The sequence below is a fragment of the Roseovarius sp. THAF8 genome, from assembly GCF_009363735.1.
In the GTDB taxonomy this organism is placed as follows: Bacteria; Pseudomonadota; Alphaproteobacteria; order Rhodobacterales; family Rhodobacteraceae; genus Roseovarius.
On record NZ_CP045410.1, the window covers coordinates 3,769,698 to 3,784,252 of the forward strand.

Annotated in this window: 15 protein-coding genes; 9 read left to right on the forward strand and 6 right to left on the reverse strand. The window is 62.6% G+C overall.

The window, feature by feature from the left end; genetic code table 11:
- Positions 1-20 precede the first annotated feature (20 nt).
- The 4 genes from FIU85_RS18460 to FIU85_RS18475 all read left to right on the forward strand — a co-directional run bounded on the left by FIU85_RS18460 (position 21) and on the right by FIU85_RS18475 (position 3,286).
- Positions 21-1,256, forward strand: a complete 1,236-nt coding sequence (locus FIU85_RS18460; RefSeq protein WP_152497937.1) for an MFS transporter — start codon at positions 21-23, stop codon at positions 1,254-1,256.
- Between the two features lie 164 nt (positions 1,257-1,420).
- Positions 1,421-1,600: a hypothetical protein gene (locus tag FIU85_RS18465; protein WP_152497938.1), complete on the forward strand. Its 180-nt coding sequence runs from the start codon at positions 1,421-1,423 to the stop codon at positions 1,598-1,600.
- 71 nt (positions 1,601-1,671) lie between these two features.
- On the forward strand, positions 1,672-2,424 hold the full coding sequence (locus tag FIU85_RS18470; protein ID WP_152497939.1) for a carboxylesterase: 753 nt from the start codon (positions 1,672-1,674) through the stop codon (positions 2,422-2,424).
- Between the two features lie 133 nt (positions 2,425-2,557).
- Positions 2,558-3,286, forward strand: coding sequence for an alpha/beta fold hydrolase (locus tag FIU85_RS18475; protein ID WP_152492957.1), 729 nt, complete (start codon positions 2,558-2,560; stop codon positions 3,284-3,286).
- Between the two features lie 340 nt (positions 3,287-3,626).
- On the opposite strand, the gene phaZ is transcribed toward FIU85_RS18475, so the two are convergent.
- Positions 3,627-4,925, reverse strand: a complete 1,299-nt coding sequence (phaZ, locus tag FIU85_RS18480) for a polyhydroxyalkanoate depolymerase (RefSeq protein WP_152497940.1) — start codon at positions 4,923-4,925, stop codon at positions 3,627-3,629.
- Positions 4,926-5,084: 159 nt separating this feature from the next.
- Here phaZ and phaC point away from each other — a divergent pair, with 159 nt between their 5' ends.
- Complete coding sequence (gene phaC / locus FIU85_RS18485; protein WP_152498321.1) at positions 5,085-6,893, forward strand: alpha/beta hydrolase; 1,809 nt, start codon at positions 5,085-5,087, stop codon at positions 6,891-6,893.
- A gap of 160 nt (positions 6,894-7,053) precedes the next feature.
- Positions 7,054-7,512, forward strand: a complete 459-nt coding sequence (locus FIU85_RS18490; protein WP_152492954.1) for a phasin family protein — start codon at positions 7,054-7,056, stop codon at positions 7,510-7,512.
- A gap of 162 nt (positions 7,513-7,674) precedes the next feature.
- Here the strand turns inward: FIU85_RS18490 and FIU85_RS18495 are convergent, their stop codons facing one another.
- Together FIU85_RS18495 and FIU85_RS18500 are read right to left on the reverse strand one after the other, a co-directional pair.
- Positions 7,675-8,067, reverse strand: coding sequence for a hypothetical protein (locus tag FIU85_RS18495; protein WP_152497941.1), 393 nt, complete (start codon positions 8,065-8,067; stop codon positions 7,675-7,677).
- A 198-nt stretch (positions 8,068-8,265) separates the two neighbouring features.
- Positions 8,266-8,979, reverse strand: coding sequence for a DNA helicase (locus FIU85_RS18500; RefSeq protein WP_152497942.1), 714 nt, complete (start codon positions 8,977-8,979; stop codon positions 8,266-8,268).
- A gap of 445 nt (positions 8,980-9,424) precedes the next feature.
- Between FIU85_RS18500 and FIU85_RS18505 the strand changes: the two genes are divergently transcribed.
- Positions 9,425-10,132: a L,D-transpeptidase gene (locus FIU85_RS18505; RefSeq protein WP_254702947.1), complete on the forward strand. Its 708-nt coding sequence runs from the start codon at positions 9,425-9,427 to the stop codon at positions 10,130-10,132.
- A gap of 370 nt (positions 10,133-10,502) precedes the next feature.
- Here the strand turns inward: FIU85_RS18505 and FIU85_RS22100 are convergent, their stop codons facing one another.
- Together FIU85_RS22100 and FIU85_RS22105 are read right to left on the reverse strand one after the other, a co-directional pair.
- The gene (locus FIU85_RS22100; RefSeq protein WP_172978923.1) at positions 10,503-10,739 is read right to left on the reverse strand and encodes a hypothetical protein; all 237 of its coding nucleotides are present in this window, start codon (positions 10,737-10,739) and stop codon (positions 10,503-10,505) included.
- 69 nt (positions 10,740-10,808) lie between these two features.
- Entirely contained in the window at positions 10,809-11,141 is a 333-nt protein-coding gene (locus tag FIU85_RS22105; RefSeq protein WP_172978924.1) for a hypothetical protein, read from the reverse strand.
- Between the two features lie 391 nt (positions 11,142-11,532).
- Between FIU85_RS22105 and phaR the strand changes: the two genes are divergently transcribed.
- Positions 11,533-12,111 (forward strand): polyhydroxyalkanoate synthesis repressor PhaR, encoded by a 579-nt coding sequence (gene phaR, locus FIU85_RS18515; protein ID WP_152492949.1) that lies wholly within the window; start codon positions 11,533-11,535, stop codon positions 12,109-12,111.
- A gap of 9 nt (positions 12,112-12,120) precedes the next feature.
- Positions 12,121-13,086: a LysR family transcriptional regulator gene (locus FIU85_RS18520; protein WP_152497945.1), complete on the forward strand. Its 966-nt coding sequence runs from the start codon at positions 12,121-12,123 to the stop codon at positions 13,084-13,086.
- A gap of 96 nt (positions 13,087-13,182) precedes the next feature.
- On the opposite strand, the gene FIU85_RS18525 is transcribed toward FIU85_RS18520, so the two are convergent.
- Positions 13,183-14,418, reverse strand: a complete 1,236-nt coding sequence (locus FIU85_RS18525; RefSeq protein WP_152497946.1) for a DegT/DnrJ/EryC1/StrS aminotransferase family protein — start codon at positions 14,416-14,418, stop codon at positions 13,183-13,185.
- Positions 14,419-14,555 lie beyond the last annotated feature (137 nt).

Here is a 14,555-nt window from a genome sequence, read left to right on the forward strand (position 1 = left end):
CCTCAACGACACGGTGCGCAGTGCAAGGCACATTCGAACGACTGACAGGACAGGAAAGTGACAAGGCCGAGGCCCGCAACGGGCTTCGGCATATCTTTTCCCTCAGCCTCACCAAAATCGCCGACGGTCTCATCGACCCCAAGCTGGTGCTCAGTTGGCTTCTGGGCGTTCTGGGCGCGCCGGGCAGCTTTGTCGCCCTTCTTGTGCCCCTGCGCGAGGCCGGGGCGCTTTTGCCGCAAGTGCTGCTGGCGCCGTGGCTGGAACAGCGCAAGCAACGCCGCTGGATGTGGGTCGCGGGCAGCGCGGGGCAGGGGGCCATGGCCGCCGGTATCGCCGCCTCGGCCATTTTCCTGCAAGGCTGGGCGGCGGGGCTCGCCATCTGCGTGCTCTTGGCCACGCTGGCGATCTTCCGCGCGGCCTGCTCGGTCTCCTACAAGGACATCCTGGGCAAGACCGTGGGCCAGACCAAGCGTGGCGCGGTCACCGGTATGGCCGGCTCGGTCGCGTCCATCGCGGTGCTGGTCTTTGCCGGGCTGATGCTGTCGGGCCTCATACAGACCAAAGCCGCCGTGATCGCCGCCATCGCGCTCGCCGCCTGCCTATGGGTCGCCGCGGCCGTCATCTTCTCGACCCTCGACGAGAACGACAGCACCCCGCAACAGGACACCGGCCTGCACCGCTTCCGCGACGTGATCCGCGAAGACGCGAACCTGCGCCGCTTCATCCTGGTGCGCGGCCTGCTGACCGCCACCGCGCTGGCGCCGCCGTTCCTGGCCGTGATGACCACCCAAGGCGACGACGACAAGCTGCGAACGCTGGGCGCATTGCTGGTGGCCTCCGCGGCGGCGGGGTTCGTCAGTTCCTATGCCTGGGGCTGGCTCGCCGACCGCTCCAGCCGCCTGATGCTGCTCGCGGCGGGGCTTCTGGGGGCGCTGGCCATGGCGGCGGGCGTGGCCGCCAACATTGCCGGATGGGCCCAGACCACGGCCATCATCCCCGGCGTGCTCTTCGTGCTGATGATCGCCTACCACGGCGTGCGACAGGCGCGCTCGACCTACCTTGTCGACATCTCGCCCGAGGATCGGCGCACGGTGAATTCCGCTGTCGCCAACCTGGCCATCGGGATCATCCTGCTGCTGGCCGGCGCCTTCGGCGGCGCGCTCAGCTGGGTCGGCCCCAATGCCGCCCTCATCGGGTTCGCGGCGATGTCGGCGCTTGGCGGGCTGGCCGCGCTGGGCCTCCGGGATGTCACGTGACTGCATACTGCCGTATACAATTGTATCGCGCTGTATTCGTCCGTATACGTGTGTTCACTGTAACATATTGTGACATAAAGAGATTTTTCATTTCCAGATGAAATGCTAACTTTGATGCACGGCCCCAAGGGTCGCAGACGCGGACAAAGAAAACGGTAGATTAAATGGCACGTTTCGATAGCAGCTCCGACACCTCCGATGATGCGGGGGATGCGGATGATCCCGATCAAGCAGTGGGAACCACCTATCTCGGCTTCCCGGCCAGCGCGGTCCCCGACAAACCGGGGCAGGAGCGGGAATACACGCTCGACCGCATCGAGCGCACGATAGGCTCCATTCTCTGACCACCGCTGGCGGCTTGAAACGCCGCCCTTAGGGTGACAGGTTCCCTTCAAACCTCGAAAGGGAACCCAAGATGTCAGAGACCAAGATGCTGACCTCGCCGCAAGGGCGTCGTCTGGCCTATCACAAGACCGACGGAGACGGGCCGGGCGTGGTCTTTCTCGGCGGCTTCAAATCCGACATGGAGGGCACCAAGGCCCTCCATCTCGAAGACTGGGCCAAGCGCACGGGCCGCGCCTTTCTGCGGTTCGACTATTCCGGACATGGTCAAAGCGGCGAAGCCTTCACCGATGGCTGCATCGGCGACTGGGCGGCGGACGCCCAGGCCGCGATCGAGGAACTGACCGACGGCCCGCAAATCCTCGTCGGCTCCTCCATGGGCGGCTGGATTTCCCTGCTCATGGCCCGCGCCATCCCCGACCGCATCGCCGGTTTGGTCACGGTCGCCGCCGCCCCCGATTTCACCGAGGACAGCATGTGGGCCGGCTTCACCGAGGCGCAGCGCGCCGAGTTGAAGGCCAAGGGCCGCCTCGCGTTGCCCAGCGAATATGACGAGCCCTATATCATCACCCACCGCCTGATCGAGGACGGGCGCGACAACCTCGTCCTGCGCTCGGACCTGAAACTGCCGTTCCCGGCGCGCTTCCTGCAAGGCACCGCCGATGCGGATGTGGACATGTCCGTGGCCCTGCGCCTTCTGGACCACGCCAAGGGCCGCGACATGCGCCTCACGCTCGTGGACGGCGCCGATCACCGCTTTTCCGATCCCGACTGCCTCGCGCTCATCATCCGCTCCATCGAGGACGTGCTGGAGCGCATCGCGTGAGCGCCGACACCGTCCCGACCGGATCGGCGGATTGCCGTAGCCCGCGCGAGTTTTCTTGGTTTTCCCGCGCGCCTGTGGCAGAATCGCGTCCATAAAACAGCGCAAAGCGCGCGGGCAGGTTAAGGAAAAAGCGATGAAGGACCCCTTGGTATTTCTGCCGGGCATGATGTGTGACGCACGCGTCTTCGGCCCCCAGATGACGGCGCTCAGCCCCGACCTGCCGGTAACTGTCGCGCCCATTTCCCACGGTGACCGGATCGAAGAAATCGCCTCGGGCCTCCTCGACCACCTGCCGCGCCGCTTTGCGCTGGCGGGGCTGTCCATGGGCGGGATCGTGGCGCTGGAAATCGTGCGCCGCGCGCCGGACCGGGTGACGCGGCTCTGCCTGATGGACACCAATTCCATGGCCGAGACGCCGCAATCGGCCGCGAACTACGAGCCCGTCGTCACCAAGCTGCGGGCGGGCTTCATCGACCAGGCCGTGTCGGCACTGTTGCGGCCCGAACACCTGGCCCCCAATGCCGAGCGTACCTCGATCCTGCACATGGTCACCAAGATGGCCGAGAACCTCGGACCCGAGGCCATCACCCGCCAGGTCCGCGCCCTGCAGCGCCGCCGCGACTACCAGGCGACCCTGCGCAAGATCCACGTGCCGACGCTGGTGATGTGCGGCGTGCATGACACGCTGACCCCGGTCAAGCGGCACGAGTTCATGGCCGGTCTCATCCCCAACGCCGAACTGGCGCTGGTGCAGGACGCCGGGCACCTGCCGACGCTCGAATCCCCCGAGGCCGTGACGGCCGCGCTGCGCGTCTGGCTGAAACAGCCCCTGGTTCTGCACCGGCGGGTCGAGGCGGGGTAGGGCGGGTCAACCTGGCCGTTCAGCCTGTCATCCTCGGGCTTGACCCGAGGATCTGTGTGACTACGAGATCCCGGATCAAGTCCGGGATGACGTTTGTCTTTGTCCCCCGCGCGGAACAAAGGCGCGGCAAGGCCGCGCCGCCGCGCGATCGCCAGACCGCCCGCTGGGCTGGCGATTGGGTGATGTAAGTGCCTCAAACCGAGAATTTGCGGAGATGGCTACCATAAAGTGCATCGACCGCCGGTCGGTTCGCCATCCCGCGGTCTGGCAATCGCGCGGCTCAGTCAAACACCCGTAATCCCGGACCTGATCCGGGATCTCTCCGCCCAAGCGCGCCGCTTCACTCCGCCGCGATCTTGGCCTTCTTCTTGTCCTTGCGCGACTTCGTGCGGCTGCGCGCCGCCGGGTCCTCGGAATTGGCGTCGATGAAATCCAGCACCAGGGGCCGGATGTTGTTGCGCCAGGACCGGCCCGCGAAGATGCCGTAATGGCCCGCCTCGGGCTCCAGGTGGCTGGCCTTCATGTCGTCCGGCAACCCGGTCAGCAGGTCCAGCGCCGCCACGCATTGCCCGGGGGCCGAAATGTCGTCCTTGCCGCCCTCGACGGTCTTCACCGCGACCTTGCTGATCGCGCCGATATCCACCTTGTGGCCATCGACCACGAATTCGTTCTTGGCGATCTCGCCCGCCTTGAAGATGCGTTCGACCGTCGAAAGGTAGAACTCCGCCGGCATGTCCATGACCGCCAGGTATTCATCGTAGAACTTGTTGTGCGGGTCGCGGTCGCTGGCCTCGCCCTGCGCCACGCGGGTGATCTGGTTCATGAAGGCCTGGCTGTGCCGCTCGGCATTCATCGACATGAACGACGCCAGTTGCAGCAGGCCGGGATAGACCTTGCGCCCCACGCCGGGATACTTGAACCCAACGCGCTGGATCATCGTGCCTTCCAATTGGCCCATGGTCACGCTGTGGCCGAAATCCGTCACTTCGGTAGGCGTGGCATCGGGGTCGATCGGCCCGCCGATCAGCGTCAGCGAACGGGGCTGCGCATCGGGGTCCTGCTCGGCCAGATAAGCGGTCGCGGCCAAGGTCAGCGGCGCGGGCTGGCACACGGCAATGACGTGCAGGTCATTCCCGAGGTGCCGCATGAATTCCACCAGGTAGAGCGTGTAATCCTCGACATCGAACTTGCCTTCGCTGACCGGGATGTCGCGGGCATTGTGCCAGTCGGTGACGTAGACCTCGCAATCGGGCAGCAGCGACTTCACGGTCGAGCGCAAGAGCGTCGCATAGTGCCCCGACATCGGCGCCACCAGCAGCACGCGGCGATCCATCTCGTCACGGCCCTGCACGTTGAAGTGGATGAGGTCGCCAAAGGGCTTTTCCACCACCGTTTCGATGCTGATCAGATGGTCGCGCCCGTCCTCGCCGGTGATCGATTCGATCCCCCAGTCGGGCTTGGCGACCATCCGTTGGAACGTGCGCTCGGTCACCTCGCCCCATGCGGCCAGCCATTGAAACGCGGGGTTTGGGGTCAGCGCGAAGATGGGGTAAGATGCCATGGAATAGGCCGTCGCACCCAGCCATTGGTTGGTGTTGCGAATGGTTTCCATCAAGTCGTAGGTGGCCATGTAACGCATTACTTACTCCTTCGGCCGGACAGGCCGAGTTGGTTCCATTCGTCGCAGTCCCGCAAACCCATGGGATCTGTATACGCAGGGCGACGTTAACACATGCATACCAGACGCAGGCCCACCGCGCCATGCTGCATGGCAGAAAGAGTAGAGGATTTCGTGGAAATGGCAACGCCCGACACCGCTGACGAAAAAAATCTCGAGCGGATGAACGAAAATCTCGAAAAGGTCGAAGCCTTGTCACAAAGGCTCGTGCAGGCGCTCAGCCACCGCAATCCGCCCATGCCCGAACTGAACGGTCCGGGGCAGGATCTTTATGCACGTGCAGCAGCCTCCTACTGGCAGGCGCTGATGGAAAACCCCGGCAAGATCTATGAACAGCAGCTGGAATACTGGGGCAAGTCCGTGCGCCATTTCATGGAGGCGCAGCAATCGCTGCTTCAGGGCCACCCCCCGTCCGACGCTGACGAAGACGATCCCGACCCGCTGGAGGGCGACAAGCGATTCACGAATCCCCTGTGGCGGACGCACCCCTATTTCCGGCTGGTGAAACAGCAATACGCGCTCAACCGGCAGGCCGTGGAAAAGGCCGTGGCCGAGGCCGACGACCTCGACCCCAAGGACCGCAAGCGCCTGAATTACTTCGCGCAGCAGATCGTGGACATGATGAGCCCGACGAATTTCCTGGGCACCAACCCCGACGCGCTGGAACGCGCCATCGAGACCGAGGGCGAAAGCCTGGTGAAGGGGCTGGAGAACCTGGTGTCGGACCTTGAGGCCAACAATGGCGAAATGGTCGTGCGCCTGTGCGACGAGGAGGCCTTCAAGCTGGGCGAGAACGTCGCCGTGAGCGAAGGCGAGGTGGTCTATCGGAACCGCTTGATGGAGCTGATCCAGTACAGCCCCACCACCGCGCAGGTGCACAAGACCCCCGTGGTGATCTTCCCGCCCTGGATCAACAAGTACTACATTCTCGACCTGAAACAGGAAAACAGCCTGATCAAGTGGATCACGGATCAGGGCTACACGCTGTTCGTCGTGTCCTGGGTCAACCCCGACGCGTCCTACAGTGAAGTGCTGATCGACGACTACATCGAGGAAGGCTTCCTGACCGCCATCCGCGAGGCCAAGGCGATCACCGGCGAGAAACAGGTCAACGCCGTGGGCTACTGCATCGCCGGCACCACGCTGCACCTGACGCTGGCGCTGATGGCCAAGCGCGGCGACACGTCCGTGAAATCCGCCACCTTCTTCACCGCGCTCACCGATTTTGGCGAGCAGGGTGAGTTCGTGCCCTTCCTGCAGGACGATTTCGTCGACGGCATCGAACGCGAGGTGGAAGAGCAGGGCATCCTGCGCTCGTTCATCATGGGTCGCACCATGTCCTTCCTGCGCTCGAACGACCTGATCTACAAGCCCGCGATCCGCAGCTACATGATGGGCGAGACCCCGCCCGCCTTCGACCTGCTCTACTGGAACGGCGACGGCGCCAACCTGCCGGGCGCGATGACCAAGCAATACCTGCGCGACCTCTGCCAGGCCAACGCCTTCGTCACCGACGGCATGACCGTCTGCGGCGAAAAGGTGCATATCAGCGACGTGACCGTGCCGATCATGGCCGTCACCTGCCAAAGCGATCACATCGCCGCCTGGCGCGACTGCTACCGCGGCTTCCTGCAGACCGGATCGACCCACCGCAGCTTCATCGTGTCCGAGTCCGGCCACATCGCCGGCATCGTCAATCCGCCGTCGAAAAAGAAGTACGGCTATTACATGAACAAGGACCTGCCGCCCACGCCCGAAGAGTGGCTGGAGGGCGCAACCGAGCGCGAAGGCTCCTGGTGGCCAACGTGGGAAACCTGGCTGCGCAAGCGCTCGGGCACCAAGGTAAAGGCCCGCAAACCGGGCGATTCCGAGCATCCCAGCCTTGGTCCGGCGCCCGGAACCTACGTTTTGCGCAAGGCAACTGCCTGACGCGAAACGCTTTTTTAGATCGTGTGAAAGTTTTGCTGCAGTGCAGCAAAAAGGGTTGCAATGCTGCAATGCAGCATCTATATATGTTGCAGATGCAAAGAGCGGACCAACCGCCTGCAAAACGAACACGACCGAAACCGAACAGTAAGGAGCCAAACCAATGGCAAAAGCACAAGCACAAGACATCAACGCGATGATGAAAGACATGATGGGCGCATTCCCCGTCGACACCAAGGCGATGGAAGAAGCGTTCAAGAACCAGGCCGCCCTGAGCGAGAAAATGTCGGGCGTCGCGCTCGAAGCCGCCACCAAGTCGGCCGAGCTGTCGGGCAAATGGACCCAGGAAACCCTGTCCAAGCTCAGCGACGTCACCAAGGCGAAATCCGAGCCGGCAGACTACGCCAAGGCCATGACCGACTTCGCGTCGGCCAATGCTGAATCGGCTGCCGAGCACATGGCTGCCTTCGCCGAGATCGCGAAGAAGGTCCAGATGGACACGGTCGAGCTGATGATGGCTGCTGGAAAAGACCTGCAGGAAGATGCGTCCAAGGCCGTCAAGAAAGCGACCGACGACATGACCGCCGCGGCCAAGAAAGCCTCGACCACCGCTGCCAAGTAAGCGGAGCCGGTCAACGGTTTAACGAGTACGGGTCAACTTCCTCCCTTTTGGCCCGGATCACCGAAGGGCGAGCCTCACCGGCTCGCCCTTTTTTGATGTCCGTATTTCGGGATGGACAGCCAGAAGGCGACACGGCTGACGAGAAACGGACGTCGAGCGTTTTCAGGTGCTGCCGATGTAATTGCAGCCGAACCGACGTTGCATCTCGCGATGCGTTGCTCCTCGAAGCGCGTCAGCCTCGGCGTTGATGCTTTCAAGGTCGGCCACCAAATCAGAGGAAGCACGGTCTGGCGAGATGCTGGCAACCATGGCTTTTGCCTGTAGCCGCGCAGAGGTCCGCATGGCCGGTTCAAACATCGCATGAGCGGCACGGGCATTGGTCTCTGAACTTGCCAGCGTTGCCGCGATCGCGCAGCGATAGCTCATCGAGCCACTGCCATCCTTCACCTGAAAGGTATAAACCGCAGTCTCGGACGCGATTGCCCGGACATAGCTGATACCCGTTGCTGCCAGTATTCCGAACCCGATTGCGAGTGTGACCATTCCGGTTTTCATCAATCCCTCCAAAGAATTGCTTATGGTTGAAAATAAATTTTTTAAAGTTGTAAGGTAAATTCCTTAGCTGAACGTTAATGGCAAAGCGTGGCGAAATTTGGGCACCACCCTCCGGACCATCGCCAATTTACGTCAACCGGCCGCTATGCGGAGGTTGCGGACATTCACCGAACGTCCGCAAAGGAGCCTAGGCAGGCCTCATGCCGCCTTCTCCAACCGGATTTCGCCATCATGCAGGAAGCACCGCTTGTCGAAAAGTGACAGATCGACGGGGTTGGGCAGCCTCACATTTTCGATGTTTGGCATGCCGCGGGACGATAGCTCAAAAGCGCGGTCGATCTGCGAGAGCAGAACCACGATCGCCCCTCGTCCGATGGCAAATTCCTTGAGCGCTCGGATTTGTTCTTCAAGCGGAGGATGGCTTCGCCGTTGATCCAGAAGCTGCAGGTAATCGACAACGACCAGTGCATCACAAGGCGCATTATCGAGGCACTCGATAATGTAGGCCGCGCAAATATCGTCCGAGGTATCAACGACGATTGAACGGGCGTTTGCATCTTGGTCGAATCCAAGTTTCGCAAACCGATCCCAGACATCCACTTCATTGTAATCCAATGAATAAACGTAACCTTTGCGACGGTTTTTCTCAGCCAACGCGGCCAGCTCCAACCCAAGCAGGGTTTTACCGTGACCGGGGCGCGCACCGATCAACACCAAGTCGCCTGGACTGAGCTGGCTCAAAACGTCTTTGGCGGGTGTTGAACTGGAATAGCTGGACGCCAGGTGGCTCCAGTCCCTGAAGCCCTCTTTGCGCGCAAGCTGGTTGAGTGCCTTGTGAAGCTTGATGCCATTGTCGCGCGCGAGCAGTTTTGCTTGACGCTTGAGTGCGTAGATTGGTGAAGACAGTTTCATCTTGAACCTCCAATTTCGAGCGGTCTACGCAATCCCTCCTTATGCGCGTGCTCGAACGGGATAGGTTCGAAATCGTGTCGCTCCGCATGTCGAATGCTGCCCCAGTGGAGGGGGGAGGCCCGAGCAAGGCCATGCGCAATGCTACCCGTGCCTGTGAGAATACTCAATTGGATTTCGGTCATTCGCCACACGCTGACGCGTGATCAGGATGGGCAGCCTCCGGACCATCGCCAACTTACGTCGACCGGCCGCTATTTGCCGGTGCCGGAACTCCTTTGTGACCCCATGACCACACCTCCGGGACCAAGTGTTTGCCATCAGGTCGCAGCGGCGTAAGGTGACCCCAAATCGCAACGACTCATCGGACTGACCCATGCCCTTTGCCGCAGCAAGAAACCTCGTTCTCCTGGCGTGCAGCCTTCTTCTCGCTGCCTGCGCGGGAACGATGCCCTCGGACACACCCGGCGGGGCAACCTACCCCGAATACGGCGAAATGCAGGAAGGGCACATCACCATCGACGCGATCGACCCGCAATACCTGCGCGAGCCGAACCGGCGTAAATCCGTGACATACCAGGGCGACGAGGCGCCGGGCACCATTGTCGTCGACCCCTACGCCAAGTTCCTCTACTTCGTCGAAGGCCCCGAAAGCGCCATTCGCTACCCGGTCGCCGTCGGTCGCGAAGGCCGCGGTTTCAGTGGCAGGGCCACGATCGGGCGCAAGGCCGAATGGCCGGGCTGGACACCGACCGCCAACATGATCCGATCCGACCCCGAGGCCTATGCGCCCTTCGCCAAGGGCATCCCGGGCGGCAAGGCAAGCCCCCTGGGCGCCCGCGCGCTCTACCTCTACCGCGGCGGTCGCGACACCTATTACCGCATCCACGGCACGAACGACCCGGCCACGATCGGCAACCAGGGCAGCGCCGGATGCATCCGTCTGTTCAACCAGGACATCATCGACCTTCATTCGCGCGTGCCGGTCGGCGCTCCGGTCGTAGTCCGCAGCTACGAGGACTCCGTGGCGGCGGAAGGTGTCGAGACGGCCAACCGGGGCGGCGAAATGGTGCCGAAACCCGTCGATCCCGAAAGCGTCTATGCCTATGTCGCCGAAGAACAGCGGCGCAAGGCCGAGTACGAAGCCAGCGAATAAGAGCCGGGGCGCCCGCGCTTTCCCGGCATGGGTGAGCGGATGACGGGCGCCCCGTCGCATTGCAGGGAGCGACCGCGATCCGGCCAAGCTCTGCGGCGCTTGGCTTGACAGCGCCGGGGCGCACCGACGTTGCATTCTTGAGAGTGGCGAGTGGAAAACCCTCGCCCGACCGCTCCGGGATCAGACCATTGACCGCGCCGCATGACGCGATAGCCTGACCCCCGGACAGCGCCGGTAAGCGCCTTCCACCAACCGCGCGGCACGACGCCCGACAGGAAGCAAAAGATTGATTATGATAAAAGCGCTTAGAGTATCGTTGATGATCGGGTGTATGACCATTGCCATGGCCACGCCAAGATCTGCCTGGTCTTCAGAGGATTGCATCAATTGCGGGCCGCCGCTGACGGGAGATGACTCCATCACGAGGGTCACGGATTATATCAACGCGCATTGCCGACCAATTGGTAACATTCATCTTCTTTGCGACAGAATGGACGATGTTGAGAGTTTTGATGATGATATCATGAACTTCTTTGCTGACTGTGGAGACAAAGAACTGGACGTTATCCATGCGGCCCTTCGCAACGTCGAGTGTCGAAATAATCATTTCAGGGAAAGCTATCCATATAGGGATAGCATTCGCCTTATTCCTCTGATTTCCCACTACATTCCCACTTCAAGCATCTTTATCAAAGAGATTGCTGACAAGTACATCGACGCGGGCAGGGTTGATGACCTTGCTGGCATAATGAATACACCCGATCATCAAGGCAGGAACTTCCTCGACTATATCGAGTTTATGCGTCAGAAAATTGATGAAGGGTCCATTCAGAGCAGAGACCTTCAAAAAGTCATAAACCTGACCTGCAATCTTGGGGGCAGGTATAACCAAAAGCCTCAGCCCGAGGGGTGCCAGACCCATGAACGGCTGCGCTCTCATTTCGATGATTAGAAAGAGGTGATTTTGGCGCGCGCCGACAGGTGAGGGCGCAGGATCTCTTTGTGGCATTCAGAGACGTGCGTCATCACTTTGCGCCTTGTGCATGCATAGGGTCATCGGGGCGAACCAGCGTCGCAGACGATATCGCGTCGGTGACGCCTTTTCGTCGATTCATGGCAGAGAACCGACCGGAAGCGTCCTGAGCAAGGCTATCCTCATCTGTCTGACATGTGGCAAGCGCAGCGAACGGCAGGAAGGTCCGCCAAGCCGACCCCCGGCGCGGCGGCGTCCCGAAGATTCCTCCGGGACGCTTTGTCGGACATAGAGCCAGGCTCGCAAGGCGCTTGGCCAGGAGTTGCACCACGACATGCAAAGCGCTGGCAACCGCCACACGCCCTTTCTTTTTGTTCTGCACTGGCATAGGCTTTGCTGCAGTGCACGCATTCCGGGGAGGACACACGTGGCCGAAGACGAAAAACCGCTTCTGATCAAACGGTACGCCAGCCGTCGTCTCTACAACACCGAGACGTCCGACTACGTGACCCTCGAAGACATCTCCGAGTTCATCCGCGACGGCCGCGAGGTGCAGATCATCGACCTGAAATCGGGGGATGACCTCACGCGGCAATACCTGCTCCAGATCATCGCCGAACACGAAAGCCGGGGCGAGAACGTGCTGCCGATCAACGTTCTGACCGATCTCGTGCGCAGCTACACCACCCAGGCCACCTCCATGGTGCCCGACTTCCTCGCGGCCAGCTTCGAGATGCTGCAACAGGGCCAGTCCCAGATGATGGAGAACATGGCCAAGGCGAACCCGCTGGCCAAGTCCTTCAACCAGATGCCCGGCCTGGACGCCATGCGCGCCCAGCAGGAGGCGTTCCTCAAGGCCATGACCGGCGGCGGCGTCCCCGGCATGACCGGCAAGACGCCCGAGGAGGGTGAGCCTGCCACGGGGGCGGCCGGCGACGAGGGCCTCGACGACATCAAGAAGCAACTGGCCGATCTGCAGGACAAGCTGTCCAAGCTCAGCAAGTAAGGCCCGGCCATGGTCGACAGCCCCGGCCGTATCACCCTGTGGGGGATCGAGGTGTTCATGGCCGCGGCCGACGAACGTTCGATCTCCGCGGCTGCCAAGCGCCTCGGCGCCAGCCCCTCGGCGGTCAGCCAGCAACTGACCAACCTCGAAGGCGCGGTCGGCGCCACGCTTTTGCAACGCAACGCGCGCCCCATCCGCCTGACCCCGGCGGGCGAGATCCTCAAACGCCGCGCCCAGGTCATCCTCAACGAGGCCGCCCAGGCCCGCGCCGAACTCGCCATGTCCGACATGTCGATGCTGACCCGCTTCCGCCTCGGCATGATCGAGGATTTCGAGGCCGACGTCACGCCGCAGCTGTTGACCCACGTGGCGGGCGAGCTCAAGACCAGCCAGTTCCTGCTGGAAACCGGCGCCAGCCACTACCTCTACGATCTCCTGGAAAGCCGCACGCTCGACATGATCGTCGCTGCCGAACTCAACGCCGGCGACGACTGGGCCGAGGTTCATCCACTCTTGCGGGAAGGGTTCGTCGTCGCGGCCCCCAAGGCCCGGATCAAACCGGACGGCGACGTGCTGCGACAGCTGAAACGCCTGCCGCTCATCCAGTATACCCAGCGTCATTACATGGGCCGTCTGCTCTCGGCCCATCTCGCGCGGCAGAAACTCAGCCTGCCGCACCGCTTCGAGCTCGACAGCTACCACGCCATCCTGGCGCTGGTGGGGCAGGGGACCGGCTGGACGATCCTGCCCCCCTTGGCGCTGATGCGCGCCCGCCGCTTTGCCGCTCAGATCGACGTCATGCCGCTCCCGTTCGAGCCGCTGACCCGCACCATCAGCCTGACCGCGCGCAAGGACATCCTTCAGGACCTGCCGGCGCAACTGGCCGCAACCCTGCGCCCGATCCTGCGCGACACGATCCTCGCCCCGGCGCAGGAGGCGTACCCGTTCCTCGCCGATCAGCTCGACCTGCTCTGAAGCGTTTCGCCTGTTACCGGGGCCATCAGAGAAAGGCGAAATGCGTGCAAGGATTGGCTAATGTGCGAAACGCTTCAGGTCGGGCGCGCGCCTTCCTCAGGTGCCGTAGGCCCGTTCCGGCTCCATCGGCCCCGCCGCCGTCTCCGCCGCCGCGATCAGCGCGTAGGCCACGAAGTCGAGGTCGTCCCGGCTCAGACGCGCGGGCAGCCGCACGTCACAGGCCCGCATCAGCATCGCCCGCGTCTGCGGCAGGTCCGGCGTCGGCCCCGGCAGGAACTGCCAGTTCCAGAAGGCCCGGGCGTTGTCCTGCGACATCCCGAACACCTGCACCTTCACGCCGCGCCCGGCAGCGGCGCTGGCAAAGGCCCGCACCTCGGCATCGCTCATGTCGACAAGGTTGAACTGGATCGAATCCGGCGCCCGCTCTTCGCGGTCCAGCTTGTCCGGCACACGCAGCCAGGGCGAGATGTTCAGCCGCCCGGCGACATGATCGTGGTTGGCACGCCCGTCGCGCACCCGCCGCGCCACCTCTGGCAGCTGCGGTCGAATGATCGCGGCGCTCAGGTTGCCCATGCGCAGATTGTAAAGCGGCAGCCGGTTCTGCCAGTCGGCAAAGGCGGCCGCCAGCATCGGGTCGTCCCCCGCCATATGCTTGGCCCAGTTATGCTCATACGCGCCCGACATGATCACGGCCCGCGCCACCAGGTCGGCGTCATCGGTGACAAGGATCCCGCCTTCGCCCGCATTGACCAGCTTGTAGGACTGGAAACTGAAACACCCCACGCGCCCGATCGTGCCGATCTTGCGCCCGCCCCAGACCGTGCCCAGGCTGTGCGCCGCGTCCTCGATCACCGGGATGCCGCGCACGTCGCACAGCCCCATGATCGCGTCCATGTCCGAGGTATGCCCGCGCATGTGGCTGACGATCACCGCGTCGATCCGCTCGTCCAACTTGGCCTCGAAATCGGCCATGTCGATCCGGTAATTCTCGCCCACCTCGCACAGCACCGGCACGCAATCGGCATGGATGACCGACGACGGCACCGCGGCAAAGGTGAACCCCGGGATCAGCACCCGCGCATCCCGCGGCAGCCCCAGCGCCTTCAATGACAGGAACAGGGCCGCCGAACAGGACGACACCGCCAGCGCATAGCGCGTGCCCATCAGCGCCGCGAATTCGCGCTCCAGCAGGCTGACCGGCGCATCCTCGGGCGCGGTATAGCGGAACAGGTCGCCCGATTGCAGCATCCGGTCGATCTCGGCCCGGGCCGCCTCGGGGATGGGTTCGGCGTCATAGACATTGGGTGCGGCGGATGTGCTAACCTGGGTCATGTTCGGATTTCCTGAAGCTCGTTTTTCGATTTTCCGAAACCTCTACACCAAAACCGTCCAACCCCAAAGCGAAGTTTTGACAACGGCGCCGCTTCGCCGTCTCTTCCTCTGGCTTTAAATATCCCAGGGAGGCGTCG

What these genes read in the sequence shown, in the direction of transcription:
- FIU85_RS18465 (WP_152497938.1), top strand. Translation starts at nt 1,421, where the DNA reads ATGGCACGTTTCGATAGCAGCTCCGACACCTCCGATGATGCGGGGGAT.
- FIU85_RS18470 (WP_152497939.1), top strand. Translation starts at nt 1,672, where the DNA reads ATGTCAGAGACCAAGATGCTGACCTCGCCGCAAGGGCGTCGTCTGGCC.
- FIU85_RS18475 (WP_152492957.1), top strand. Translation starts at nt 2,558, where the DNA reads ATGAAGGACCCCTTGGTATTTCTGCCGGGCATGATGTGTGACGCACGC.
- phaZ (WP_152497940.1), bottom strand. Translation starts at nt 4,925, where the DNA reads ATGCGTTACATGGCCACCTACGACTTGATGGAAACCATTCGCAACACC.
- phaC (WP_152498321.1), top strand. Translation starts at nt 5,085, where the DNA reads ATGGCAACGCCCGACACCGCTGACGAAAAAAATCTCGAGCGGATGAAC.
- FIU85_RS18490 (WP_152492954.1), top strand. Translation starts at nt 7,054, where the DNA reads ATGGCAAAAGCACAAGCACAAGACATCAACGCGATGATGAAAGACATG.
- FIU85_RS18495 (WP_152497941.1), bottom strand. Translation starts at nt 8,067, where the DNA reads ATGAAAACCGGAATGGTCACACTCGCAATCGGGTTCGGAATACTGGCA.
- FIU85_RS18500 (WP_152497942.1), bottom strand. Translation starts at nt 8,979, where the DNA reads ATGAAACTGTCTTCACCAATCTACGCACTCAAGCGTCAAGCAAAACTG.
- FIU85_RS18505 (WP_254702947.1), top strand. Translation starts at nt 9,425, where the DNA reads ATGCCCTCGGACACACCCGGCGGGGCAACCTACCCCGAATACGGCGAA.
- FIU85_RS22100 (WP_172978923.1), bottom strand. Translation starts at nt 10,739, where the DNA reads ATGATTATTTCGACACTCGACGTTGCGAAGGGCCGCATGGATAACGTC.
- FIU85_RS22105 (WP_172978924.1), bottom strand. Translation starts at nt 11,141, where the DNA reads ATGCCACAAAGAGATCCTGCGCCCTCACCTGTCGGCGCGCGCCAAAAT.
- FIU85_RS18520 (WP_152497945.1), top strand. Translation starts at nt 12,121, where the DNA reads ATGGTCGACAGCCCCGGCCGTATCACCCTGTGGGGGATCGAGGTGTTC.
- FIU85_RS18525 (WP_152497946.1), bottom strand. Translation starts at nt 14,418, where the DNA reads ATGACCCAGGTTAGCACATCCGCCGCACCCAATGTCTATGACGCCGAA.